General features: G+C 71.6%; 17 protein-coding genes and 1 pseudogene. 7 read left to right on the top strand and 11 right to left on the bottom strand.

Annotated features, from left to right (window positions below):
* Positions 1-68 precede the first annotated feature (68 nt).
* Positions 69-617: a TetR/AcrR family transcriptional regulator gene (locus IEZ11_RS04040; RefSeq protein ID WP_373294844.1), complete on the top strand. Its 549-nt coding sequence runs from the start codon at positions 69-71 to the stop codon at positions 615-617.
* A 154-nt stretch (positions 618-771) separates the two neighbouring features.
* Positions 772-1,074, top strand: a complete 303-nt coding sequence (locus IEZ11_RS04035) for a hypothetical protein (RefSeq protein WP_189261168.1) — start codon at positions 772-774, stop codon at positions 1,072-1,074.
* Between the two features lie 20 nt (positions 1,075-1,094).
* Here IEZ11_RS04035 and IEZ11_RS04030 read toward each other — a convergent pair.
* A pseudogene (locus IEZ11_RS04030) lies at positions 1,095-2,311 on the bottom strand (helicase-related protein).
* A 99-nt stretch (positions 2,312-2,410) separates the two neighbouring features.
* The gene (locus IEZ11_RS04025; RefSeq protein WP_189261167.1) at positions 2,411-3,373 is read right to left on the bottom strand and encodes a GlxA family transcriptional regulator; all 963 of its coding nucleotides are present in this window, start codon (positions 3,371-3,373) and stop codon (positions 2,411-2,413) included.
* A 144-nt stretch (positions 3,374-3,517) separates the two neighbouring features.
* Between IEZ11_RS04025 and IEZ11_RS04020 the strand changes: the two genes are divergently transcribed.
* The gene (locus tag IEZ11_RS04020; RefSeq protein WP_189261166.1) at positions 3,518-3,979 is read left to right on the top strand and encodes a DUF2269 family protein; all 462 of its coding nucleotides are present in this window, start codon (positions 3,518-3,520) and stop codon (positions 3,977-3,979) included.
* A gap of 53 nt (positions 3,980-4,032) precedes the next feature.
* Positions 4,033-5,535 (top strand): alginate lyase family protein, encoded by a 1,503-nt coding sequence (locus IEZ11_RS04015; protein ID WP_229712796.1) that lies wholly within the window; start codon positions 4,033-4,035, stop codon positions 5,533-5,535.
* A 96-nt stretch (positions 5,536-5,631) separates the two neighbouring features.
* Here IEZ11_RS04015 and IEZ11_RS04010 read toward each other — a convergent pair whose 3' ends face one another.
* From IEZ11_RS04010 to IEZ11_RS03980, 7 genes are all read right to left on the bottom strand, one after another.
* Positions 5,632-7,128, bottom strand: coding sequence for an MFS transporter (locus IEZ11_RS04010; protein ID WP_189261165.1), 1,497 nt, complete (start codon positions 7,126-7,128; stop codon positions 5,632-5,634).
* Between the two features lie 64 nt (positions 7,129-7,192).
* Positions 7,193-8,509: a DUF445 domain-containing protein gene (locus IEZ11_RS04005; protein ID WP_189261164.1), complete on the bottom strand. Its 1,317-nt coding sequence runs from the start codon at positions 8,507-8,509 to the stop codon at positions 7,193-7,195.
* Positions 8,510-8,798: 289 nt separating this feature from the next.
* A complete protein-coding gene (locus tag IEZ11_RS04000; protein WP_189261163.1) occupies positions 8,799-10,373 on the bottom strand; it encodes a COG1361 family protein in 1,575 nt (524 codons plus the stop codon).
* A 160-nt stretch (positions 10,374-10,533) separates the two neighbouring features.
* Positions 10,534-11,307, bottom strand: a complete 774-nt coding sequence (locus tag IEZ11_RS03995; RefSeq protein ID WP_189261162.1) for a DUF1707 SHOCT-like domain-containing protein — start codon at positions 11,305-11,307, stop codon at positions 10,534-10,536.
* Positions 11,308-11,340: 33 nt separating this feature from the next.
* The gene (locus IEZ11_RS03990) at positions 11,341-12,381 is read right to left on the bottom strand and encodes an ABC transporter ATP-binding protein (RefSeq protein ID WP_189261161.1); all 1,041 of its coding nucleotides are present in this window, start codon (positions 12,379-12,381) and stop codon (positions 11,341-11,343) included.
* Between the two features lie 30 nt (positions 12,382-12,411).
* Positions 12,412-13,176: an ABC transporter permease gene (locus IEZ11_RS03985; RefSeq protein ID WP_373294843.1), complete on the bottom strand. Its 765-nt coding sequence runs from the start codon at positions 13,174-13,176 to the stop codon at positions 12,412-12,414.
* A gap of 43 nt (positions 13,177-13,219) precedes the next feature.
* Positions 13,220-14,005, bottom strand: a complete 786-nt coding sequence (locus tag IEZ11_RS03980) for an ABC transporter permease (RefSeq protein ID WP_189261717.1) — start codon at positions 14,003-14,005, stop codon at positions 13,220-13,222.
* 710 nt (positions 14,006-14,715) lie between these two features.
* Between IEZ11_RS03980 and IEZ11_RS03975 the strand changes: the two genes are divergently transcribed.
* Positions 14,716-17,034: a transglycosylase domain-containing protein gene (locus IEZ11_RS03975; protein WP_189261716.1), complete on the top strand. Its 2,319-nt coding sequence runs from the start codon at positions 14,716-14,718 to the stop codon at positions 17,032-17,034.
* A gap of 69 nt (positions 17,035-17,103) precedes the next feature.
* Here IEZ11_RS03975 and IEZ11_RS03970 read toward each other — a convergent pair whose 3' ends face one another.
* The gene (locus IEZ11_RS03970; RefSeq protein ID WP_189261159.1) at positions 17,104-17,460 is read right to left on the bottom strand and encodes a GroES family chaperonin; all 357 of its coding nucleotides are present in this window, start codon (positions 17,458-17,460) and stop codon (positions 17,104-17,106) included.
* A 24-nt stretch (positions 17,461-17,484) separates the two neighbouring features.
* Positions 17,485-17,817 carry a DUF3618 domain-containing protein gene (locus IEZ11_RS03965; RefSeq protein WP_089106679.1) on the bottom strand — a complete coding sequence of 111 codons (333 nt, stop codon included), beginning with the start codon at positions 17,815-17,817 and terminating at the stop codon, positions 17,485-17,487.
* 96 nt (positions 17,818-17,913) lie between these two features.
* Here IEZ11_RS03965 and bcp point away from each other — a divergent pair, with 96 nt between their 5' ends.
* Together bcp and IEZ11_RS03955 are read left to right on the top strand one after the other, a co-directional pair.
* A complete protein-coding gene (bcp, locus tag IEZ11_RS03960) occupies positions 17,914-18,381 on the top strand; it encodes a thioredoxin-dependent thiol peroxidase (RefSeq protein ID WP_189261158.1) in 468 nt (155 codons plus the stop codon).
* Between the two features lie 159 nt (positions 18,382-18,540).
* Entirely contained in the window at positions 18,541-19,563 is a 1,023-nt protein-coding gene (locus IEZ11_RS03955) for an HNH endonuclease (RefSeq protein WP_189261157.1), read from the top strand.
* The last annotated feature ends 7 nt before the right edge of the window (positions 19,564-19,570 follow it).

The raw sequence follows: 19,570 nt of genomic DNA, 5'->3' as shown, positions 1-19,570 counted from the left end.
CTATAGTTAGTTGGGTGACCAACTCAGTGGATCGGCGGGGACAGGCGGCGCGGAAGCGGCAGCGGCTGATGGCGGCGGCCGCCCGGGTGCTGCACGAGCAGGGCGTCGAGCGCACCACCCTCGCCGACATCGCGCGGGAGGCCGACGTCCCCGTCGGGAACGTCTACTACTACTTCAAGACCAAGGACGAGCTGGTCCGGGCCGCCCTGTCCGAGCACACCGCGTACCTCGACGAACTCACCGGCCGGCTCGACCTGTTGCCCGATCCGCGCGACCGGCTCAAGGCACTGGTCGAGGCATGGGTCGGGCAGCGTGACGTCGCCGCCCGGTACGGCTGCCCCACCGGCACGCTCGCCGCCGAGCTCGGCAAACGCGCCGACGGGACCCTCGACACCGAGGCCGGCACGGTGATCCGGCGGCTGCTCGACTGGGCCGCGCGCCAGTTCCGCGAGCTGGGGCCGACCGGCCCGGCGGGCTCGCGGGATCCGGACGACCTGGCCCTCACCCTGGTCGCGGGCTACCAGGGCATGTCGCTCCTGGCCCATGCGCTGCGCGACCCGGAGATCATGAACCGCGAGGGCGCCCGCCTCCTCGACTGGCTCGACTCGCTCCGATGACGGGGCCGGCACCGACGTCGGCCATGAAGCAGCCGCGCGCGACCGTGCTCGGCGGGAAGTGGCGGCCGTGGTCCGGGGGCGGGTGAGTGGGTGCCGAGCCGCCGGTTACGCTCGGGAATCCAGGCAGCGGCGGAAGCAGCAGAAGGAGACAGGCATGGCCAGGGTTCCCAGTTCGGTGATCGCCGCGAGCGGGCTCGTCGGAGGGTACGGCGTGGCCCGGTGGACGAGGAAGCGGCCGCTGGGCGGGGCCGTGCTGGCCGTCGCCGGGGTCGCCGCCGCGCAGCAGTGGCGGCAGCGGGCGGGCGGGAAGGCCGCCGGGGCGCTGTCCGCCGCGTATGTCGCCGCGTTCGCCGGGTCGCATCCGCTGGCCAGGAAGGTCGGCGCCTGGCCGTCCGTGTTCGGGGTGGCGGGTGCGGTGGCGCTGGCGTCCTGGGCCGTCGCGGACCGCAAGGCCTGAGGGGCGGCCGGGCCCGCGGCTCAGGGCTCGACGGGGTCCCCGACCGCCATGCCCAGGCGCGCCTGTTCCTCCTCGACGATCCGGCGGGCCAGCTCGGTGTCCGACACGTCGACCGCGGCCGGGGTGGCTTCGGCCACCGCGCTGCGCCGGGCGTAGGCGTCGAACAGGCGGGTCTTCCGCTCCAGCATCTTCACCAGGCGTTCGTCCACTCCTCCGGTGGCCAGCAGACGGTGCACCCGGACCGGCCTGACCTGCCCCATGCGATGGGCGCGGGCCACCGCCTGGTGTTCGATGGTCGGCTTGATCTGGGGTTCGCAGATGACGACGACGGAGGCGGCCTGCATGTTGAGGCCGATGCCCGCCGCCTGGATCTGCGCCAGGAGCACCGCGGCGCCCGGCGCGGCGGCGAAGTCGTCGACGAGCTGCTGCCGGCGTGCGGCGGCGACGGCGCCGGTGAGCGGGCCGAAGACCGTGGTGCCGGTGGCGAGTGCCGCCTCGACCACGCGCAGGACGTCCTTGAAGTTGGAGAAGACCACCGTCTTCTGCCCGTTCTCGCCGGCCTCCTGGACGATCTCCCGGAGCCGCTCCAGCTTGGCCGACTTCTCGGGGCGGGTGTACGCGGCCCTGCGCATCGCCATGAAGTTGCCGGCGCGTACGGCGTCGCGGTACGCCTCCTCGTCCGACGCGCTCAGCTGCTCCCACTCGTCGGTGTGCTGGAGGCCGGGGAGCTCCGTCAGTACGTCCTGCTGGTTGCGCCGCAGGTAGACGGGGGCAACGGCCTTGCGGCGCGGCGCGCCTGCGGTCCGGCCTCCACCAGCACGTGCAGGGCCATGACGAGCGCGGTGGTGCCCGGCTCCGGCCGGTCCACGTCGACATGGACCGCCACGGTCTCCTGGACGGCCTCGGCGAGCCTGCGGGCCGCGGCCAGCATCTGGTCGACGGTGCGCCGCCCGACACCGGGTATCTGCAGCAGCCGGTACGCGCCCGCTTCGAGCACGGCGCCCACCGTCCGCACTCCGCTCTGCTCGACACCGCCCAGCCGCAGCCTGCCCTCGGTGACGTCCTGGAGCCGCGCGACCGGGATGGCGTCCAGCTCCCGCCGTACCGCCGCGTCGTGGATCGGCGCGAGGGCCGCCCGTACCGCGCCGACGGCCCCGTCATGGTCGCCGACCAGGTTCCGGGCCGCCTCGGCCAGCCGCGCCGACCGCGCGACCACGCCCCGCTCTTCCCGCCCCATGGGCCCCCGTCCCTCACTCACTCCTCACCGGCCGTTCCGGCATCTTCCCACCCCGCACGGACACCGGCGGCAGGGCCGGGGCGGCGGTCCTCCGTGCCGTCAGGGCCAGGTGTCCGAGGCGCGGAAGGCCCGGCGGTAGGCCTGGGGGCTGGTGCCGACCACTCTTCTGAAGCGTTCCCTGAAGGCCGTCGGGGAGCCGAAGCCGGACTGGGCCGCGATGCGTTCGACGGGGTGGGCGGTGGTCTCCAGCAGGTGCTGGGCCCGGCGCACCCGTGCCCGGTGCAGCCACTGCAGCGGGGTGGTGCCGGTCTGGTCGCGGAAGCGGCGGTTGAGGGTGCGGGTGCTCATGCCGGCCCGCACCGCGACCTCGTCCAGGGTCAGGTCCCGGTCGCAGTTGTCCTGCAGCCAGGCGAGGAGGGGCTCCAGGGTGGCACCGGCCGGGGCCGGCGGCTGGTCGTGGACGATGAACTGGGCCTGGCCGCCCTCCCGTTCCAGCGGCATGACCGACATCCGGGCGGTGTGCGCGGCCACCGCCGAGCCGTGGTCCCTGCGGACCATGTGCAGGCACATGTCCATGGCCGCGGCCGCGCCCGCCGAGGTCAGGAACTGGCCGTTGTCGACGTACAGGACGTTCGGGTCCACCTCGATCGCCGGGTGGCGGGCGGCCAGGGCGTCGGCCGCGGCCCAGTGCGTGGTGGCGCGCAGGCCGTCGAGGAGGCCGGTGGCCGCGAGGACGAACGCCCCGACGCAGACCGACGCGATCCGCGTACCGTTCGCCGCCGCCGTGTGCAGGGCGCCGGCGACCTCCGGCGCGAGGGCGAGGGCGGGATCGGCGAGCCCCGGCACGATGACCGTGTCCGCCTCGGCCAGCGCGTCCAGCCCGTACGGCGCCCTGACCGTGAACGCGCCGCCCGCCGCGGTCACCTCGTCCGCCGGCCCGCACACCCGCACCCGGTACGCGGCCCGGCCGTCGGGCAGCCGGGCCCAGCCGAAGGTGTCGATCGGCACGGTGAAGTCGGACGGGATGACCTGGTCCAGAACGAGTACGGCGACGGTGTGCATGGCAGGAACGTAGCCCTCCGACGGAATGCCGCCGACCGTGGGCCCGGTGCACGGGCGGCACTGGCCGCCCGCTGGCGAGAATCCGTCGAAGGGTGTCACTATCGCCGCTTCTGCGTGATCGTCCGGCCGCCTACGGTCGTCGCCGTGACCAAGTTCCTGCTCGCCGTCCATGTCCTCGCGGCGATCGTCGCGATCGGTCCCGTCACCGTCGCCGCCAGCATGTTCCCGCCGGCCGCCCGCCGCGCCGTCGAGGCACCGGACGACGTCCGGGCCGCCGAGACCCTGCGGCTGCTGCACCGGATCTGCCGGGTGTACGCCGTCGTCGGCGTCGTCGTCCCGGTGTTCGGGTTCGCCACGGCGAGCAGCATGCACGTGCTGGGCAGCGCCTGGCTGATCACGTCGATCGCGCTCACCGCGCTCGCGGCACTCGTCCTCGCGGCCCTGGTGCTGCCCCGGCAGAACGCGCTGGTGGAGGCGGCGGGCGACGGCGGCGGTACGCGCGAGGCGACCGTCCGACTGGCCATGTTCACCGGGGTGTTCAACCTGCTGTGGGCCGCCGTGACGGTGCTGATGATCGTGCGGCCGGGGTCGACGACGGGCGCCTGAGCGACTTCGCGGCTTTCTGTTATCGCGGGGCGGGCCGGTTCGTCTCCCGGGGCATGCACAGGACTCGACAGATCAGCCGCCGGAGCATGCTGAAGGTCTCGGGCGCGGCGGTGGGGGCCGCCGCCGCCGGGGGCGCCGTGGGGGCCGTGGGGGCCGGTCCCGCGGCCGCCGCCGGGGCCTTCGCCCACCCCGGTCTGCTGCACACCCGTACCGACCTCGACCGCATGGCCGCCAAGGTGCGGGCGGGCGCCGCGCCCCACACGGCCGGGTTCGCCCGGCTCACCGCCAACCGGCACGCGCAGAGCGGCTGGCAGGCGCGGCCGCAGGCCGTGGTGTACCGGGGCTCGGGCACCCCGGAGAACTACTCGCTCCTCTACAACGACATCCACGCCGCGTACCAGAACGCCCTGCGGTACCACGTGACCGGCGAGAGCGCGTACGCCGACACCGCCGTCGCCGTCCTCAACGCCTGGTCCGCCGCCCTCACCGCGGTCAACGGTTCCGCCGACCGGTTCCTGGCCGCCGGGCTGTACGGCTACCAGTTCGCGAACGCCGCCGAACTCGTCCGCGACCACGGGGACTTCGAGCTCGCCCGCTTCCAGGAGATGCTCAGCAAGCTGTTCGGCGCGGTCAGCGACGACTTCCTGGTACGGCACAACAACGCCGTCGTCTCCAACTACTGGACCAACTGGGACCTCGCGAGCATGGCCTGCGTCCTGGCCACCGGCGTCTTCTGCGACGACCGCGCCCAGGTCACCCGCGCGGTCGACTACTTCAAGCACGGCGCCGGGCTCGGAGCGATCAGGAACGCGATCCCCGTCGTGTACGAGGACGGGCTGGGCGAGTGGCTGGAGGCGGGGCGCGACCAGGGGCACGCGCTGCTCGGCGTCGGGCTGATGGGCACGTTCTGCGAGATGGCCTGGAACCAGGGGATCGACCTGTACGGCTACGACGACAGCCGGTTCCTCAAGGGGGCGCAGTACGTCGCCAAGTGGAGCCTGGGCGGGCAGGTGCCGTTCACCGCGAACACGCGGCGCAAGGGGGCGGTCGGGGGCTGGTCGGGGAGCGAGACGGTGACGGCCGCGGCGGGCGTCGATCCCTCGATGACCCGCCCCATCTGGGCGATGATCGCCAACCACTACACCAGGCGGCGGGGCCTGTCGGCGACGTACGTCACGCAGATCGCGGCCAAGGCGGCGCCGGAGGGCGGCGGCGGGGACTACGGGCCGAACAGCGGAGGGTACGACCAACTGGGCTTCGGCACGCTGACGTTCACGCGGGACCGGGCGAGCACGGCTTCGCCCGCCGCGGCGGGGTCGGCGGGAGCGGCGAGTCCGTCGGCGTCCGCCTCGGCTACGGCTGCTGCTACGGCTACGGCTCCGGCTCCGGCTTCCGTGTCCGCTTCGGCGTCCGCCTCGGCTTCGGCTGCCGGCAAGGGCGGTGATCTCGCCGCCACGGGGTCGGGCGACGTCGTCGCGTGGACCACGGCCACGGGGATCACCGCGCTGGCCGGCGGGTTGCTGCTGCTGCGCAGGCGGGCGCGGGGCGGTCAGTAGGTCACGGCCGCCTGCCGGGGCAGCCCCGTGCGGGGCACGGGGACCGCGCGACCGGTCCCCGCCCGCCCGCGGCCGCCCGGCGGCCGTGACCACGCCCTATGTCCGCGTCTTCGCCGCCCCACCCCCCGCGGCCGTCAGCGGCGTCGCGATCTCCTCCAGCGGCCTGCGCTCCGCCTGCACCGCCAGCACCGCCGCCACCAGGCCCGCCGCGCACATCAGTCCGGCGCCGATCTGGAACGCCAGCACCGTGTCGGACACCTTGCCGGTCCCCGTCAGGTCGGCGAAGAGCAGCGGCCCGCTGATGCCGCCGGCCGCCGTGCCCAGCGCGTAGAAGAAGGCGATGGACATCGCCCTCGTCTCCATCGGGAAGATCTCGGAGACGGTCAGGTACGCGCTGGACGCGCCCGCAGACGCGAAGAAGAGGACCACGCACCAGCACGCCGTCAGCGTTCCCGCCGTCAGCACGCCCCGGCCGAACAGCCAGGCGGTGAGAAACAGGAACAGGCCCGACAGGAGGTACGTCGAAGAGATCATCACCCGTCGGCCGACCGTGTCGAACAGCTTGCCCAGCAGCAGGGGGCCCAGGAAGTTGCCCACCGCGATGACCGCGAAGTAGTACCCCGTGTCGCCGGTCGGCACGTCGAAGAACCTGGTGAGGATCGCGCCGAAGCCGAAGGTGATCGCGTTGTAGAGGAACGCCTGGCCGACGAAGAGGGAGAAGCCGAGGACGGCGCGGCGCCGGTAGTCGTGGAAGACCGTGCGGGCGATCTCGGCGAACGTGACACCGGGCCGCTGGTGGATCACCAGCTCGCCGGCCGGTTCCGGGAGCGGGACGCCCTTCTCGGCCGTCACCCGCCGCTCGATCGACGTGACGATCTCCTCCGCCTCCCGCTCCCTCCCGTGGATCAGCAGCCAGCGCGGGCTCTCCGGGACGTTGCGCCGTACCAGCAGGATGACCAGGCCGAGGACCACGCCGAGGGCGAAGGTCAGCCGCCAGCCCACGTCCTTCGCGAGGAAGTCCGTGTTCAGCGCGACGATCGAGAGCAGCGAGCCGCCCACGGCGCCCACCCAGAAGCTGCCGTTGATGATCAGGTCGACGCGGCCCCGGTAGTACGCCGGGATCAGCTCGTCGATCGCCGAGTTGATCGCCGCGTACTCGCCGCCGATGCCGAAGCCGGTCAGGAAGCGGAAGGTGAAGAACCACCAGGGGGCGAAGGAGAGCGAGGTCAGGGCGGTGGCGGCCAGATAGACCGCCAGGGTGATCATGAAGAGTTTCTTGCGGCCGTGGCGGTCGGTCAGGCGGCCCCAGAAGAGGGCGCCGGTGCAGGCGCCGGCCACGTAGAGCGCCGCGGCCGTGCCGGTGACCTGGGAGGAGGAGATCGCGAGGCCGCTGCCCGGCTCGGAGAGGCGGCTCGCGATGTTGCCGACGACCGTGACCTCCAGGCCGTCCAGGATCCAGACGGTGCCGAGGCCGATGACGATCGTCCAGTGCCAGCGGGACCAGGGGAGCCGGTCCAGGCGGGCCGGGACACGGGTGGTGATCGTGCGGCCGCCGCCGGTCCCGTCCGCGCTCGCGCCCGCAGCCGTACCCATCGCGCCTCCTCGACCGACCGGAGAAGAACCGGAACCCGCGGCCGAGTGCCCACCTCCGGGCGCGTCACGCGCCCAGTGCCCGGGACACCGTGAAGATCAGCACTCCGGCCAGCGACCCCACCACCGTGCCATTGATCCGGATGAACTGCAGGTCGCGGCCGATGTGCGCCTCGATCTTCCGGGTGGTGTGCTCCGCGTCCCAGCCGGCCACCGTGTCGGTGATCAGGGACGTGATCTCCTTGCGGTACGTCGTCACGACGTGCACGGCCGCGCCCTCGACCCAGCTGTCGACCTTGTCCTGGACCTTGGGTTCGGTGGCCATCCGGGCGCCCAGGGAGATCAGCGAGGCGCGGACGCGCAGCCGCAGCTCGCTGCGCTCGTCGTCGGCCGCCGAGACGATCATGGATCGTACGGCCGTCCAGGCGGACGCGATCAGGTCCTGGACCTCGCCGCGGCCCAGGACGTCGCCCTTGAGCCGTTCGACGCGGGCCCGGGTGTCGGTGTCGGACTGGAGGTCGTTCGCGAAGTCGGTGAGGAAGCGGTCGAGGGCGCCGCGGGCCGGGTGGGAGGGCATGTCCCGCATCTCGGCGCAGAAGCGCAGCAGCTCCTTGTAGACGCGCTCGCCGACCTTGCGGTCCACGAACCGGGGGGTCCAGCCCGGCGCCCCGCCCTGCACCGCGTCCATCACGGAGTCCGCGTGCAGCACCAGCCAGTCGTGCGCGCGGGTGACGACCAGGTCCACGACCCGCTTGTGGCCACCGTCGGCGACGATCCGCTCCAGCATCTTGCCGATGCCGGGGGCGATCTCCTGGGCGTCGGCCCGCCGGGTGATCGCCTCGCCGACCACCGCCTGGACGTCGGAGTCCCGCAGCACGGTGAGCGCGCCGCGGAGCGCGGTCGCGAGCTCGGCGGTCACCCGGTCGGCGTTCTTCGGCTCGGCGAGCCAGGCGCCGAGGCGGCTGCCGATCCCCACGGCGCGCAGCCGCTGCCGCACGACGTCCTGGGAGAGGAAGTTCTCCCCCACGAACTCGCCGAGCGAGACGCCCAGCTGGTCCTTCTTCGTCGGGATGATCGCGGTGTGCGGGATGGGCAGGCCGAGCGGGTGCCGGAACAGGGCGGTGACCGCGAACCAGTCGGCGAGCGCGCCGACCATGCCGGCCTCCGCGGCGGCGGCCACGTAGTCCGCCCACGCTCCGGCGCCGGCTCCGGACGCCCACCTGGCCAGGACGTACACCACCGCGACGAGCAGCAGCAGGCCGGTCGCCGTGCGCTTCATACGCCGTACGCCGCGTTGGCGTTCCTCGTCGGCGGGTGTGAAGGCGTTCATGGACTTGTAGGACGGGGTGGCGGCGGCCGACCCCGCTTCCGTACGTTCCGCCATCTGCTCCACCCGTTCGCACCCGGGACCACCCTCACGGTGATCCCGCACCCATTGTCCCCACCTGACCTACTCCCGGAACGAACGAAGAGTTCCCCCTCCGGGTCCGAGGATTCCGCCGTTGCCGGTGACCGACGCCCGGCGGGCCGTACCGGAAGACCGGGTGCGTCGACGCGCGGCGGGCCGGGCGCTGACCCGGAGATCGCGGATCGTGCCGGTGTGCGCTGACGGGCGCTCGATCACGGAGGTGCCACGGCGGCTGCGGGTCACTCCCGAGGCGATGCGGTCGGGCTCAGCGTGCGCGCCGGCGCCTCCAGGTCGCCAGAGCCCCGACGAGGACGAACACTCCGAGGGCGATCCCGGCAGTCGCCCAGAGGCCAGGAGTGGCCCAGGCCGGGCCCGGCCACACGGACACCGCGACATCGGCGCTGTCGTTGGCGGTCTTCGGGTCGTTGCTCGGGTGGTGGCTGTCGCCGTCGGCGACGGTGACCCGCCCGCCACGATGCGCCGTCTCCTTGTCGATGCGGAGGGTGAAGGGGAAGGTCGTGGTGGCTCCCGCCTTCCCCGCCTGTGCTGTACACACGTACCGGCGGGCGCTCGGCTGCCTCACGGACGCCTCGGCCAGGGGCGAGCCGTCGGCGGCGAGGGCTCGGCAGACCTGGTCGATCACCTCCTCGTCCCGCTCGGGGTCGTACGGCGACGACACGACGGTGGTGCCCGCCGGAACCGTGAACTCGACCCTGACCTTGGCCGGAAGCGCGCCTGGGCCGTCGTTGCGGACGCCGACCCGCACGTCCGCCCGGCTGCCGACGGGCCCCCTCGCGGTGCCGGCGAGCGCGACCAGGTCGCTGGTGCTGCGCACGGCGAGCTGGAGGTGCGCCGCGCTCTCGCCCGTCGCGTGCGGCGCTCCCGCGTCCTTGCCGTCGTCCTGGCCGGCCCCGGGGAGGTAGCGGAGTGCGGATCCCTGTCCGGACGCGTACTGCGAGGCCGTCTCCTCCGGCGGGACGTAGTCCGCCCCGAGCCCGGCGGCCTCGAAGGTGACGGTCGGGTAGGTGGCGTCGTCGGCGAGCGTGAAAGCCTCGGGAGCGGCGAGGTGGTAGGACGCTCCGGGCGGGATGACGACATCGTCGGCGGGCAGTCGGCACCAGGCCGATGTGGTGCCGCGATAACGGCAGTTGCGGTGCTTGCCCGCCATCCGCAGACCGTCGCGGGTACTGATGAAGAGGGAGACTCCGCGAGCGGGGACGTCCCCGGTGTTGCGCAGGGTCAGCGAGACGGCGACCCGTCCGCCCGGCGTCACGCCGACCCGGTCCGCCCGTGTCTCGACGGCCAGCGCCGGCTTGCCGATGACGATGCGGGTGCTCGCCGTGACGCTCGGCAGGCCCGGCGAGGTCAACCGGTAACGCAGCACCGCCGAGTCGCCCGCCTCGGCCCCGTCCGCGGGACTCACGCGGAAGGACTGCCCGCTCCCGCCGTGCCGGCGATCGACCAGTTCGCCACCGCAGCGGAAGGTGGGCAGCCGGACCGGGCAGTCGTCCTGACCCGTTTTCAGTACCGCGACGCCCCTGAGGTCCGTCGCGTCGAAGGCGACCGTGTAACGGCCCGATCCCTGCTCCCCGGACTGCTCCCGGATGCCGAACCTCGATTCCGGGTCACCCTCGGGACCACGCGAGACATAGAAGACGAAGGGCACATCGAGCTCGGGACGGGAGGTGCCCGACAAGGCCGAGCAGCCGAGGAGCCCCGCCGGCACGCCGAGGACGAGGACCACCATCGCGACCACCACCTGGAAGGACCGGACCGGACGCGAGGCACCTCTGCCCGGTATGCGGTGAAACCTGGTGGTGACGCGCTTCGACGTGTGCACGACGGTCACTCTGCCATGGCGCCACAGTGACGGGACGCTTGACGCCGGACGGCGTCACGGACCGGCGCACGCCGGTGTCCGGGACGGCAGGGCCGAGGGAGTACCCGGATCGCCCGGCGGAGCTCAGGAACCCGTTCCAGGTCCGGCCGGTCGGTTTCTCTCAGTGGTCCCCGCGGCGTCGGCGGTCCCGGTTCTCGCGGCGTTCCTCGCGGTGTTCTCTGCGCTGCTGGTGCCACTCGTGGCGGGACTCGTGGAGTTCGTGGCGGGCCGATCTGCGGTCGAGGCCCTCCTGGCGGCGTTCCTCCTTGAGGCGTTGGCGTTCCGCCTTCGTCACCTTGTGGGCCACCTCGACCCCGCCCCAGAACGCGAAGCCCGTCACGATCACCCTCGGCGCACCCGGGTCCGGCGACATGTCGTGCTCGCGTTCGTCGAAGCCGCCCATGATGCCGATGCCGCGCATCACCACCTCGACGCCCGGCGGCACGATCACGCTGATCCCGCCCATGACCGCGACGCAGTTGATCACGACCTCGCCGGCCGCGAAGTCCGCCTCGCGCAGGTCGATCTCGCCGCCGCCCCAGAACGCGAAGGAGTCGAAGCGCCGGGGCACCGTCCAGCGGCCCTTGCGCTGGAAGCCGGACATGATCGCCACGGCCCAGGAGGACGTGCCCTCGCCGCCGACGATCCTGCTGCCCCAACTTCCGTCCCGGACAGGGGGTTTCGTGAGCGATACGGCCGGTGACGTGCCCGCCGCGGGCAGGTCCCTCGTGATGGGTGTCAACTCACCGTACGTACGGGCCTGGTACGTCGCCTCCAGCCGCTCCTCGAACTCCGCCATGTCGAGCCGCCCCTCCGCGAGGGCGTCCCTGAGGATCTCGGCGACTCGTTCACGATCGGCGTCGGCGGCACGCAGCTCCGGGGCATCGTCGGTCATAGAGTGCAGCGTACGAGTTCCCGGCGCGGCGGACTACGCCGTCGTCCGCTCCGACGGGGGCCTGGGGGTGTCCCCCGTCGGATACAGCATGGCCGCGATCACCGTCTCGATGTCCGGCTCCCGGACCGACAGGTCCAGCAGCGGGTACTCCGCCGCGATCCGGGCGACCAGCGGCGCCGCCGACTCCGACGCCGGGAACGCCAGCCACTGCCTGGGGCCCTCCACCTTCACCACCCGCGCCGACGCGCCCATGTCGATCGGCGGCAGCTCCCGCTCCAGGTCGACCACGAGGGTCCGCTCGCTCTCCCCCACCTCGTGCAGGCCGGCGAGCGGACCGTCGTACACCAGCCGCCCGTGGTCGATGACCATCACGCGGGAGCAGAGCTGCTCGATGTCCTGGAGGTCGTGGGTGGTGAGCAGGACCGTGGTGCCGCGTTCGGTGTTCAGTTCGCGCAGGAAGTCGCGGACCTTCGCCTTCGAGATCACGTCCAGGCCGATCGTCGGCTCGTCCAGGTACAGCACGTCCGGGTCGTGCAGCAGCGCGGCCACGATGTCGCCGCGCATCCGCTGGCCGAGGGAGAGCTGGCGTACCGGGACGTCCAGGAGGCTCTCCAGGGAGAGGAGTTCGACCAGGCGGTCGAGGTTCTCCCGGTAACGCGCGTCCGGGATGCGGTACATGCGGTGTGTCAGGCGGTAGGAGTCGATCAGCGGGAGGTCCCACCACAGGGTGGTGCGCTGGCCGAAGACCACGCCGATGCGGTGGGCCAGCCGGGTGCGCTCGCGGGCCGGGTCGATGCCGGCCACCCGGAGCCGGCCGCCGCTCGGGGTCAGGATGCCCGTCAGCATCTTGATCGTGGTCGACTTCCCGGCGCCGTTCGGGCCGATGTAACCGACCATCTCGCCGCGCGCCACCGTGAAGGAGAGCGCGTCGACCGCCCGCACCTGCCGGCGTTCCCGTTTCAGGAACCCGGTCTTCCTGCGGACCTCGAAGACCTTCTCCACCTCGTCGACCTCGATGAACACCTCGCCTGCCGGGTGGGACGCCCTGCCGGTCCCGTCGGACGTGTCCGACATCGGATCTCCTCCTCTCGCTCCGGTCATGGATCAGCTGCCCGTGCTCCGGTACGCCCTGAGGCCCGCCCGCCAGGCCAGACCCGCCAGCGCGCAGCACACCACCGCCACCAGCGGCGGCGACCACGCCGCCCACGCCGGCAGCCGCAGCGGATACGGCCGCCCCAGCACGTACGCGGCCGGCACCCAGTTGACGAAGGCCAGCGGCAGCAGGAACGTCACCCCGCGCACGAAGTCCTTCCCGAACACCGTCGGCGGGTACTGGAGCAGCGTCGTACCGCCGTACGTGAACGAGTTCTGCACCTCCGCCGCGTCCTGCGCCAGGAACTGGAAGGCGGCGCCCGCCACGAACAGCGCGCAGAAGATCGCCGCGCCGGCGCCCAGCATCAGCGGGACCAGCAGCACCTTCGCCGGTGTCCAGTCGATACCGGCGGATACCAGCGCCCAGCCCAGCACCACCGCGCCCTGGACGACGCGGCCGAGGCGGCGCAGCGCGAAGTGGTCCGCGCCGATCTGGGCGAGCACCGGAGCGGGCCGGACCAGCAGCATGTCGAAGGAACCGTCGCGGATCCGGGTGCCCAGCACGTCCATCGAGCCCAGCACCAGGTCGGCGAAGCCGAACGCGGTCGCCGACAGGCCGTACAGGAAGGCGACCTCGGGCAGCGACCAGCCGCCGAGCGAGTCGACCCGCGAGAACATCAGCAGGATCGTGGCGAAGTCCAGCCCGGTCACCAGCAGGTTCCCGGCCATCGTGAGGGCGAAGGAGGTCCGGTACATCATCGTGGAGCGCATCCACATCGCGGCGATCAGCCGGTACGCCCGCAGCCCCTCCCGGGCACGCTCACCCACCCTGCACCACCACCCTGCGGGTCGCCGCCGACTGGAGCAGCCGCCCCGCCGTGAGCAGCGCCGCCGCCCACGCCGCCTGGAAGGCGAACGCCCGTGTCAGACCGGTCTCCCCCAGCAGCACGTCCGCCGGGACCTGGAGCTGCGCCGCCCACGGCAGGAAGCGGACGACCTCGCCGAAGGCGCCCGGGAAGACGTTCAGCGGCAGGGACATGCCCGAGAAGAAGATCCCCGTGATCGCCAGGACCTGGCTGACGCCCATGCCGTCCAGCAGCCAGAACACGCTCAGCGCGAGCAGGTAGCGGATGCCGAAGCTGACGAGCATCGCGAGCAGCAGCGCCACCAGGAAGGCGGCCCAGGTGCCGGCGTCCACGGGCAGCGCCATCGGGAAGAACACCGCGCCGACGAGGAAGGGGATCACCCCCCGTCCCAGCAGCTGGAACAGCGAACGACCCAGATCGGTCGACAACCACCACAGTTGAAGATCGGCCGGACGGTACAGGTCGATCGCGATCGCGCCCGTTCGGATACGCTCCATCAGGTCTTTTTCCACGCCCCCGCCCGAGATCGCGAGGGTGGCGAAAAGACACTGCCCGAGCCATACGTAGGTCACCGCCTGCGCCTGGTCGTAGCCCCCGAGGTGCGGTTTCTCGTCCCACAGCGCCAGATACGTGTAGACGAGGATGATCCCGAAGGCCGTATTGGTGAACACCCCGGCCGCGGTGGCCGCCCGATACGTCGCGTACCGTCGGAAACCCCCCGCCGCGACGGCCGTGTACAACCGCCCCACGCCCACGCCAACCGACCTCCCGGACCGCCCGACACCGAAGCGCAGGAGCCTACTGCGCGGACGACATCGCAGGCCACGCAATTTCCGTGACCGAAGCGTGCCGGAATCCGGGAACGGAACGCGCGGTGCGAGAGTCTTCAACAGGGAGCGCAGAAGCGTACGAGGTCGTACGGGAACAAATGTACGACGCGAAACAGGAGTCCGTGCACGACATGAGCGACGAGCCGCAGCCGCAACATCCGAACCAGGGCGGCGGAGGCCCGACGGAGCCGCCGACTGCGGCCGAGGAGAAGAAGAACCCGCCGCAGCCGGCGGCCGAGGCGAAGCAGCCGGAGCCGCCCGCGGCGGCCGGGCCGACGGCGCGGACGGAGCAGCCGCCGGCGGGCGGGAAGCCGGGCGACGAGAGGACGGGCGAGAAGAAGACCGCACCGCCGAAGGCGGCGGCCGAGGACACCCACACACGGCAGCTCACGGCGGTCACGGTGCCGAAGGCGCGCCCGCCCGCGGCGACCGAGAACCGGCAGGACGCACAGGACACGCAGACACGGCAGCTCGCGGCGGTCAGGATCCCGAAGGCAAAGACGCCCGGGGTGGCCGCCGCGGCCGCGGCGGCCACCGCGGTCACCGCTCCCCTCGCGCCCACGGCGCCCGGGGCGGAACCGCCCGCGGCCGACGTGCCGACGAACGGGGGCGGGAAGAAGATGAAGCGGCCCAAGCGGACCGGATGGCGGCGGATCCTCCCGACCTGGCGGATGGTGCTCGGCGCCTTCGTGCTCGGGACCCTGCTGCTGGTCGGCCTGTTCTTCGTCGGCTACTCGATGGTGAAGATCCCGGCGGCCAACGCGTTCGCCACCAAGCAGTCCAACGTGTACCTGTACGCCGACGGCTCCCAGCTCGCCCGCGACGGCGAGGTCAACCGGGAGAACGTGACCCTCGCCCAGGTCTCCGCGGACGCCCAGCACGCCGTGCTCGCCGCCGAGGACCGCGAGTTCTACAACGAGTCCGCCATCGACCCCAAGGCGATGCTGCGGGCCGGCTGGAACACCGCGACCGGCAAGGGCACCCAGTCCGGCTCGACGATCACCCAGCAGTACGTGAAGAACTACTACCTCGCCCAGGAGCAGACCGTCACCCGCAAGGTGAAGGAGTTCTTCATCGCGATCAAGCTGGACCGCACGGAGTCCAAGGACAAGATCCTGGAGGGCTACCTCAACACCAGCTACTTCGGCCGCAACGCCTACGGCATCCAGGCCGCCGCCCAGGCCTACTACGGCATGGACGCCACCGACCTCGACCCGGCCCGCGCCGCCTACCTCGCCGCGCTCGTGAACGCGCCCAGCGAGTACGACGTCGTCGCCCATCCCGAGAACAAGGCCGCGGCCGTCGCCCGCTGGAACTACGTCCTGGACGGCATGGTCAAGAAGGGCTGGCTCACCGACGCGAAGCGGGCCGGCATGAAGTTCCCGATGCCCAAGGAGCAGACCGTCTCCACCGGCATGTCCGGGCAGCGCGGCTACATCGTCAACGCCGTCAACGACTACCTGATCAAGAACAAGATCGTCGACTCGGACGCCCTGGAGGCCGGCGGCTACCGCATCACCACCACGCTGCAGAAGTCCCGGCAGAACGCCTTCGTGAAGGCGGTCGACGACAAGCTGATCTCCCAGCTGAACAAGAAGAACAAGGTCGACACCTACGTGCGGGCCGGCGGCGCCTCCGTCGACCCGAAGACCGGCAAGGTCGTCGCCATGTACGGCGGCATCGACTACGTGAAGCAGTACACCAACGGCGCGACCCGCGGCGACTTCCAGGTCGGCTCCACCTTCAAGCCGTTCGTGTTCGCCTCCGCCGTCGACAACGGCTCCACCACCCAGTCCGGCCAGACCATCACCCCGAACACCTACTACGACGGCACCAACAAGCGCGCCGTCCAGGGCTGGCCCGGCGGCGCCTACGCACCGGAGAACGAGGACGAGAAGTCGTACGGCAAGATCACCGTCCGCAAGGCCACCGACCTCTCCGTGAACTCGGTGTACGCGCAGATGGCCGTCGACGTCGGCCCCTCCAAGGTCAAGCAGACCGCCGTCGACCTGGGCATCCCCTCCGACACCAAGGACCTCCAGCCGTACCCGTCCATCGCCCTCGGCACCGCCACCGCCAGCGTCCTGGACATGGCGGAGGCGTACGCCACGCTCGCCAACCACGGCAAGCACGGCACGTACACGATGGTCGACAAGGTCACCCGGGACGGCACGCAGGAGATCAGGCTGCCGGACGCGGCGACCAAGCAGGCCGTCAGCCGGCAGGCCGCCGACACCACGACCTCGATCCTGCAGAGCGTGGTCGACAACGGCACCGCCACCGCCGCCCAGGCCGCCGGCCGCCCGGCCGCCGGCAAGACCGGCACCGCCGAGGAGGACACCGCCGCCTGGTTCGCGGGCTACACCCCGGACCTCGCCACCGTCGTCTCCGTGATGGGCCAGGACCCGGTCACGGCCGCGCACAAGTCGCTGTACGGCGCGCTCGGGCTCCCCCGGATCAACGGCGGCGGGGCTCCGACGGAGATCTGGGCGGAGTACACCAAGGCGGCCCTGAAGGGCACCACGGCCTCCGAGTTCGACCTGGACCTCCAGGCCGGCGCCGAGACCGTGGCCCCGGGCACCCAGGCCTCGGCCACCCCGGGCACCGGCGGCACCACGGACCAGGGCCAGGACAACGGCGGCACCACCGGCGGCGGCACCGGCAACGGCGGCACCACGGACGGCTCCACCACCGACGGCACCACCGGCTCCACCACCGACGGCACCACGACGGACGGCTCCACCACCGACGGCACCACCACGTCCGGTACCACCACCTCGGGCACCAGCACGGGCACGACGACCTCGGGCACGGACTCCGGCACCTCCACCGGAACCACGACCGCGGGCACCAGTACGGGGACGACGACCGGCACCGACAGCGGCACCACCACCGGCACGACAGCGGGCGACGGAGGCGGGTTCGGGTTCGTTCAATGACCGCTGGTCGCCCCGGCACGCCGAAGGGGCCTGGTGACCACGGTCACCAGGCCCCTTCGGCTCTCCGCGTCACAGATACAGGCCGGTCGAGTCCTCCGAGCCCTCGAAGCGGTCCGCGGCCACCGCGTGCAGGTCGCGCTCCCGCATCAGCACGTACGCGACCCCGCGCACCTCGACCTCGGCACGGTCCTCCGGGTCGTACAGCACCCGGTCGCCGGGCTCCACCGTCCGTACGTTCTGCCCGACCGCGACCACCTCGGCCCAGGCCAGCCGGCGCCCGACGGCCGCCGTGGCGGGAATCAGGATGCCCCCGCCCGACCGTCGCTCACCCTCACCGGTGTCCTGCTTGACCAGGACCCGGTCGTGCAGCATCCGGATCGGCAGCTTGTCGTGCCGGCTGCTCTGCTCGTCTCTCTTGGCGCTCACGCCTGTGAACCTACCTGCCTCTGGTCAGCTCTTGCGTCGCCGGGTACCGCTGAAGACCAGCAGCCCGACGACCCCCACGGCGACGAGGGCGACCGGCACCACCCGCTCCAGCCGGGGTGCGCCCTCCTCGTCCACGAACTGCGCCCGCACCTCACTCACGACCCGGTTGACCTGGACGTAGGCCCTCCCGAGCGTGTGATCGACGTTGGCCGCGACCTTGGCCTTCGCGTCGCCGACGATGGTCTTCGGATGCACTCGCACCCCGATCTCGTCCAGCGTCTCGGCCAGCACCTCGCGGCGGCGCTTGATGTCCGCCTCGATCTGCGCCGGGGTTCTGGTGTCCGACGTCTCCGCCACCGTAGGCCCTCCGAACTCTGCCGTACTGCATGTTCTGGACAGTCTGTCAGTTCTCACCACGGTCGCCATGTCAGGACCCCCCGTTACGCTAGACCGATGAGCGAGCGACTCCAGCCCGGGGACGTAGCCCCCGACTTCACCCTCTCCGACGCCGACGGCAACGAGGTGTCCCTCTCCGCCCACAAGGGCCGCAAGGTCATCGTCTACTTCTACCCGGCCGCCCTCACCCCCGGCTGCACGAAGCAGGCCTGCGACTTCACGGACAACCTCTCCCTCCTGGCCGACGCCGGCTACGACGTCCTCGGCATCTCCCCCGACGCCCCGGAGAAACTCGGCAAGTTCCGCGACAAGGAGAACCTCAAGGTCACCCTCCTCGCCGACCCCGACAAGAAGGTCCTGGACGCGTACGGCGCCTTCGGCGAGAAGATGAACTACGGCAAGACCTACCTGGGCGTCATCCGCTCCACGGTCATCGTCGACGAACAGGGCAAGGTGGAACGAGCCCTCTACAACGTCCGCGCCACCGGCCACGTCGCCAAGATCATCAAGGACCTGGGCATCTGACCCCCACCCGCCCACCGACACCGACGGCTCGCACCGGGACTCCCTGGCGCGAGCCGTTTCCCTTTCCTCGATTCACCGACCTTCGGGCGTGACTGTCCGATAAGCGGTTCGTTACTCCGTACGGGCTGCGAATGTGCGGCCGGAGACGGAGGGGGCTCGATGGGAGCTGGTGCGTACACCAGGGAGCGGCTGGCGCCGGAAGTCGCTCAAGCGCGCAACTGGACCGATCTCATGCGGCGACTGAGCCTGAATCCGAGTGGCGGTCAAAGGCGGGTGCTGCAGGAGCACGTGACACGTCACGAACTCGATACAAGCCACTTCGTCAAGCGCAGCCCATGGCGCAAGTACCCCGACGCCGCCATCGCGGAAGCCGCCACATCCTCGTCCTCCCTGCGAGAAGTGGCGCTCAAGCTGGGCGCCACACCAGCCACGGGGACCCTCTCGCACATCCGACGCCGCCTTGACGCCGCAGGCATCGACATCAGCCATTTCCCCGGCATGGACCGCCCCGAACTGGATCTGCCTTTCACTTCGGAAGAACTCCGGGCCGCCGCGGCCACAGTCACCAGCGTGCGGGGCGTGGCTCGCATGTTGGGTGTTCCCGATGACAGCCGGTCCCGGGCGACGCTGTGTCGCATGTTGGCGGCCCAGCTCATCGACACCAGCCACTTCTCACATCGACGTGCGGTGATTCCCGAGGACGAACTACGCGGCCTGGTAGGGACCTGCACCAGCTACGCCGAGGTCATGCGTGGACTCGGGATGGACGTCAACGACACCAACCACCGACGCGTACGGCGCGCCGCCTCCCGCCTCGGCCTCGACACCGGCCACTTCACGCGCCGGTCCTGGGGACGACCCGAGCGGCCGGCACCTCCGTCGACATCGCATCGAGTGCTGGTGATCCTGCCCCAGCAGGCCGGACGGACAAACAGATCCCGACTTCACCAAGCTCTGACCGAGATCGGGGTGCCGTATGCGTGCGTGGAGTGCGGCAACGTTGGTGAGTGGCGCGGGCGTCCGATCACCTTGCAGATCGACCATGTCAACGGCAACTGGCGGGACAACCGCCAGGAGAACCTTCGATATCTGTGCCCCAACTGCCATGCCCTGACAGAGACGTGGTGTCGCCAGAAGAGCAGAGTCCCACTCGCCGAGTGTCCCGACGGCCCCGTACACTGAGTGCCGC

Source organism: Streptomyces fuscichromogenes (genome assembly GCF_014645815.1).
Classification (GTDB): domain Bacteria; phylum Actinomycetota; class Actinomycetes; order Streptomycetales; family Streptomycetaceae; genus Streptomyces; species Streptomyces fuscichromogenes.
Note: the sequence above shows the minus strand (reverse complement) of the source record. Positions and strands in the feature narration are given on the sequence as shown.

Excerpts from the sequence above, each read along its gene's own strand:
- IEZ11_RS03995 (WP_189261162.1), bottom strand. The coding sequence starts at position 11,307 with ATGACCGACGATGCCCCGGAGCTGCGTGCCGCCGACGCCGATCGTGAA.
- IEZ11_RS04010 (WP_189261165.1), bottom strand. The coding sequence starts at position 7,128 with ATGGGTACGGCTGCGGGCGCGAGCGCGGACGGGACCGGCGGCGGCCGC.
- IEZ11_RS03990 (WP_189261161.1), bottom strand. The coding sequence starts at position 12,381 with ATGTCGGACACGTCCGACGGGACCGGCAGGGCGTCCCACCCGGCAGGC.
- IEZ11_RS03975 (WP_189261716.1), top strand. The coding sequence starts at position 14,716 with ATGAAGCGGCCCAAGCGGACCGGATGGCGGCGGATCCTCCCGACCTGG.
- IEZ11_RS04025 (WP_189261167.1), bottom strand. The coding sequence starts at position 3,373 with ATGCACACCGTCGCCGTACTCGTTCTGGACCAGGTCATCCCGTCCGAC.
- IEZ11_RS04015 (WP_229712796.1), top strand. The coding sequence starts at position 4,033 with ATGCACAGGACTCGACAGATCAGCCGCCGGAGCATGCTGAAGGTCTCG.
- IEZ11_RS03985 (WP_373294843.1), bottom strand. The coding sequence starts at position 13,176 with ATGTGGATGCGCTCCACGATGATGTACCGGACCTCCTTCGCCCTCACG.
- IEZ11_RS04005 (WP_189261164.1), bottom strand. The coding sequence starts at position 8,509 with ATGGCGGAACGTACGGAAGCGGGGTCGGCCGCCGCCACCCCGTCCTAC.
- IEZ11_RS04035 (WP_189261168.1), top strand. The coding sequence starts at position 772 with ATGGCCAGGGTTCCCAGTTCGGTGATCGCCGCGAGCGGGCTCGTCGGA.
- IEZ11_RS03955 (WP_189261157.1), top strand. The coding sequence starts at position 18,541 with ATGGGAGCTGGTGCGTACACCAGGGAGCGGCTGGCGCCGGAAGTCGCT.
- IEZ11_RS04040 (WP_373294844.1), top strand. The coding sequence starts at position 69 with ATGGCGGCGGCCGCCCGGGTGCTGCACGAGCAGGGCGTCGAGCGCACC.
- bcp (WP_189261158.1), top strand. The coding sequence starts at position 17,914 with ATGAGCGAGCGACTCCAGCCCGGGGACGTAGCCCCCGACTTCACCCTC.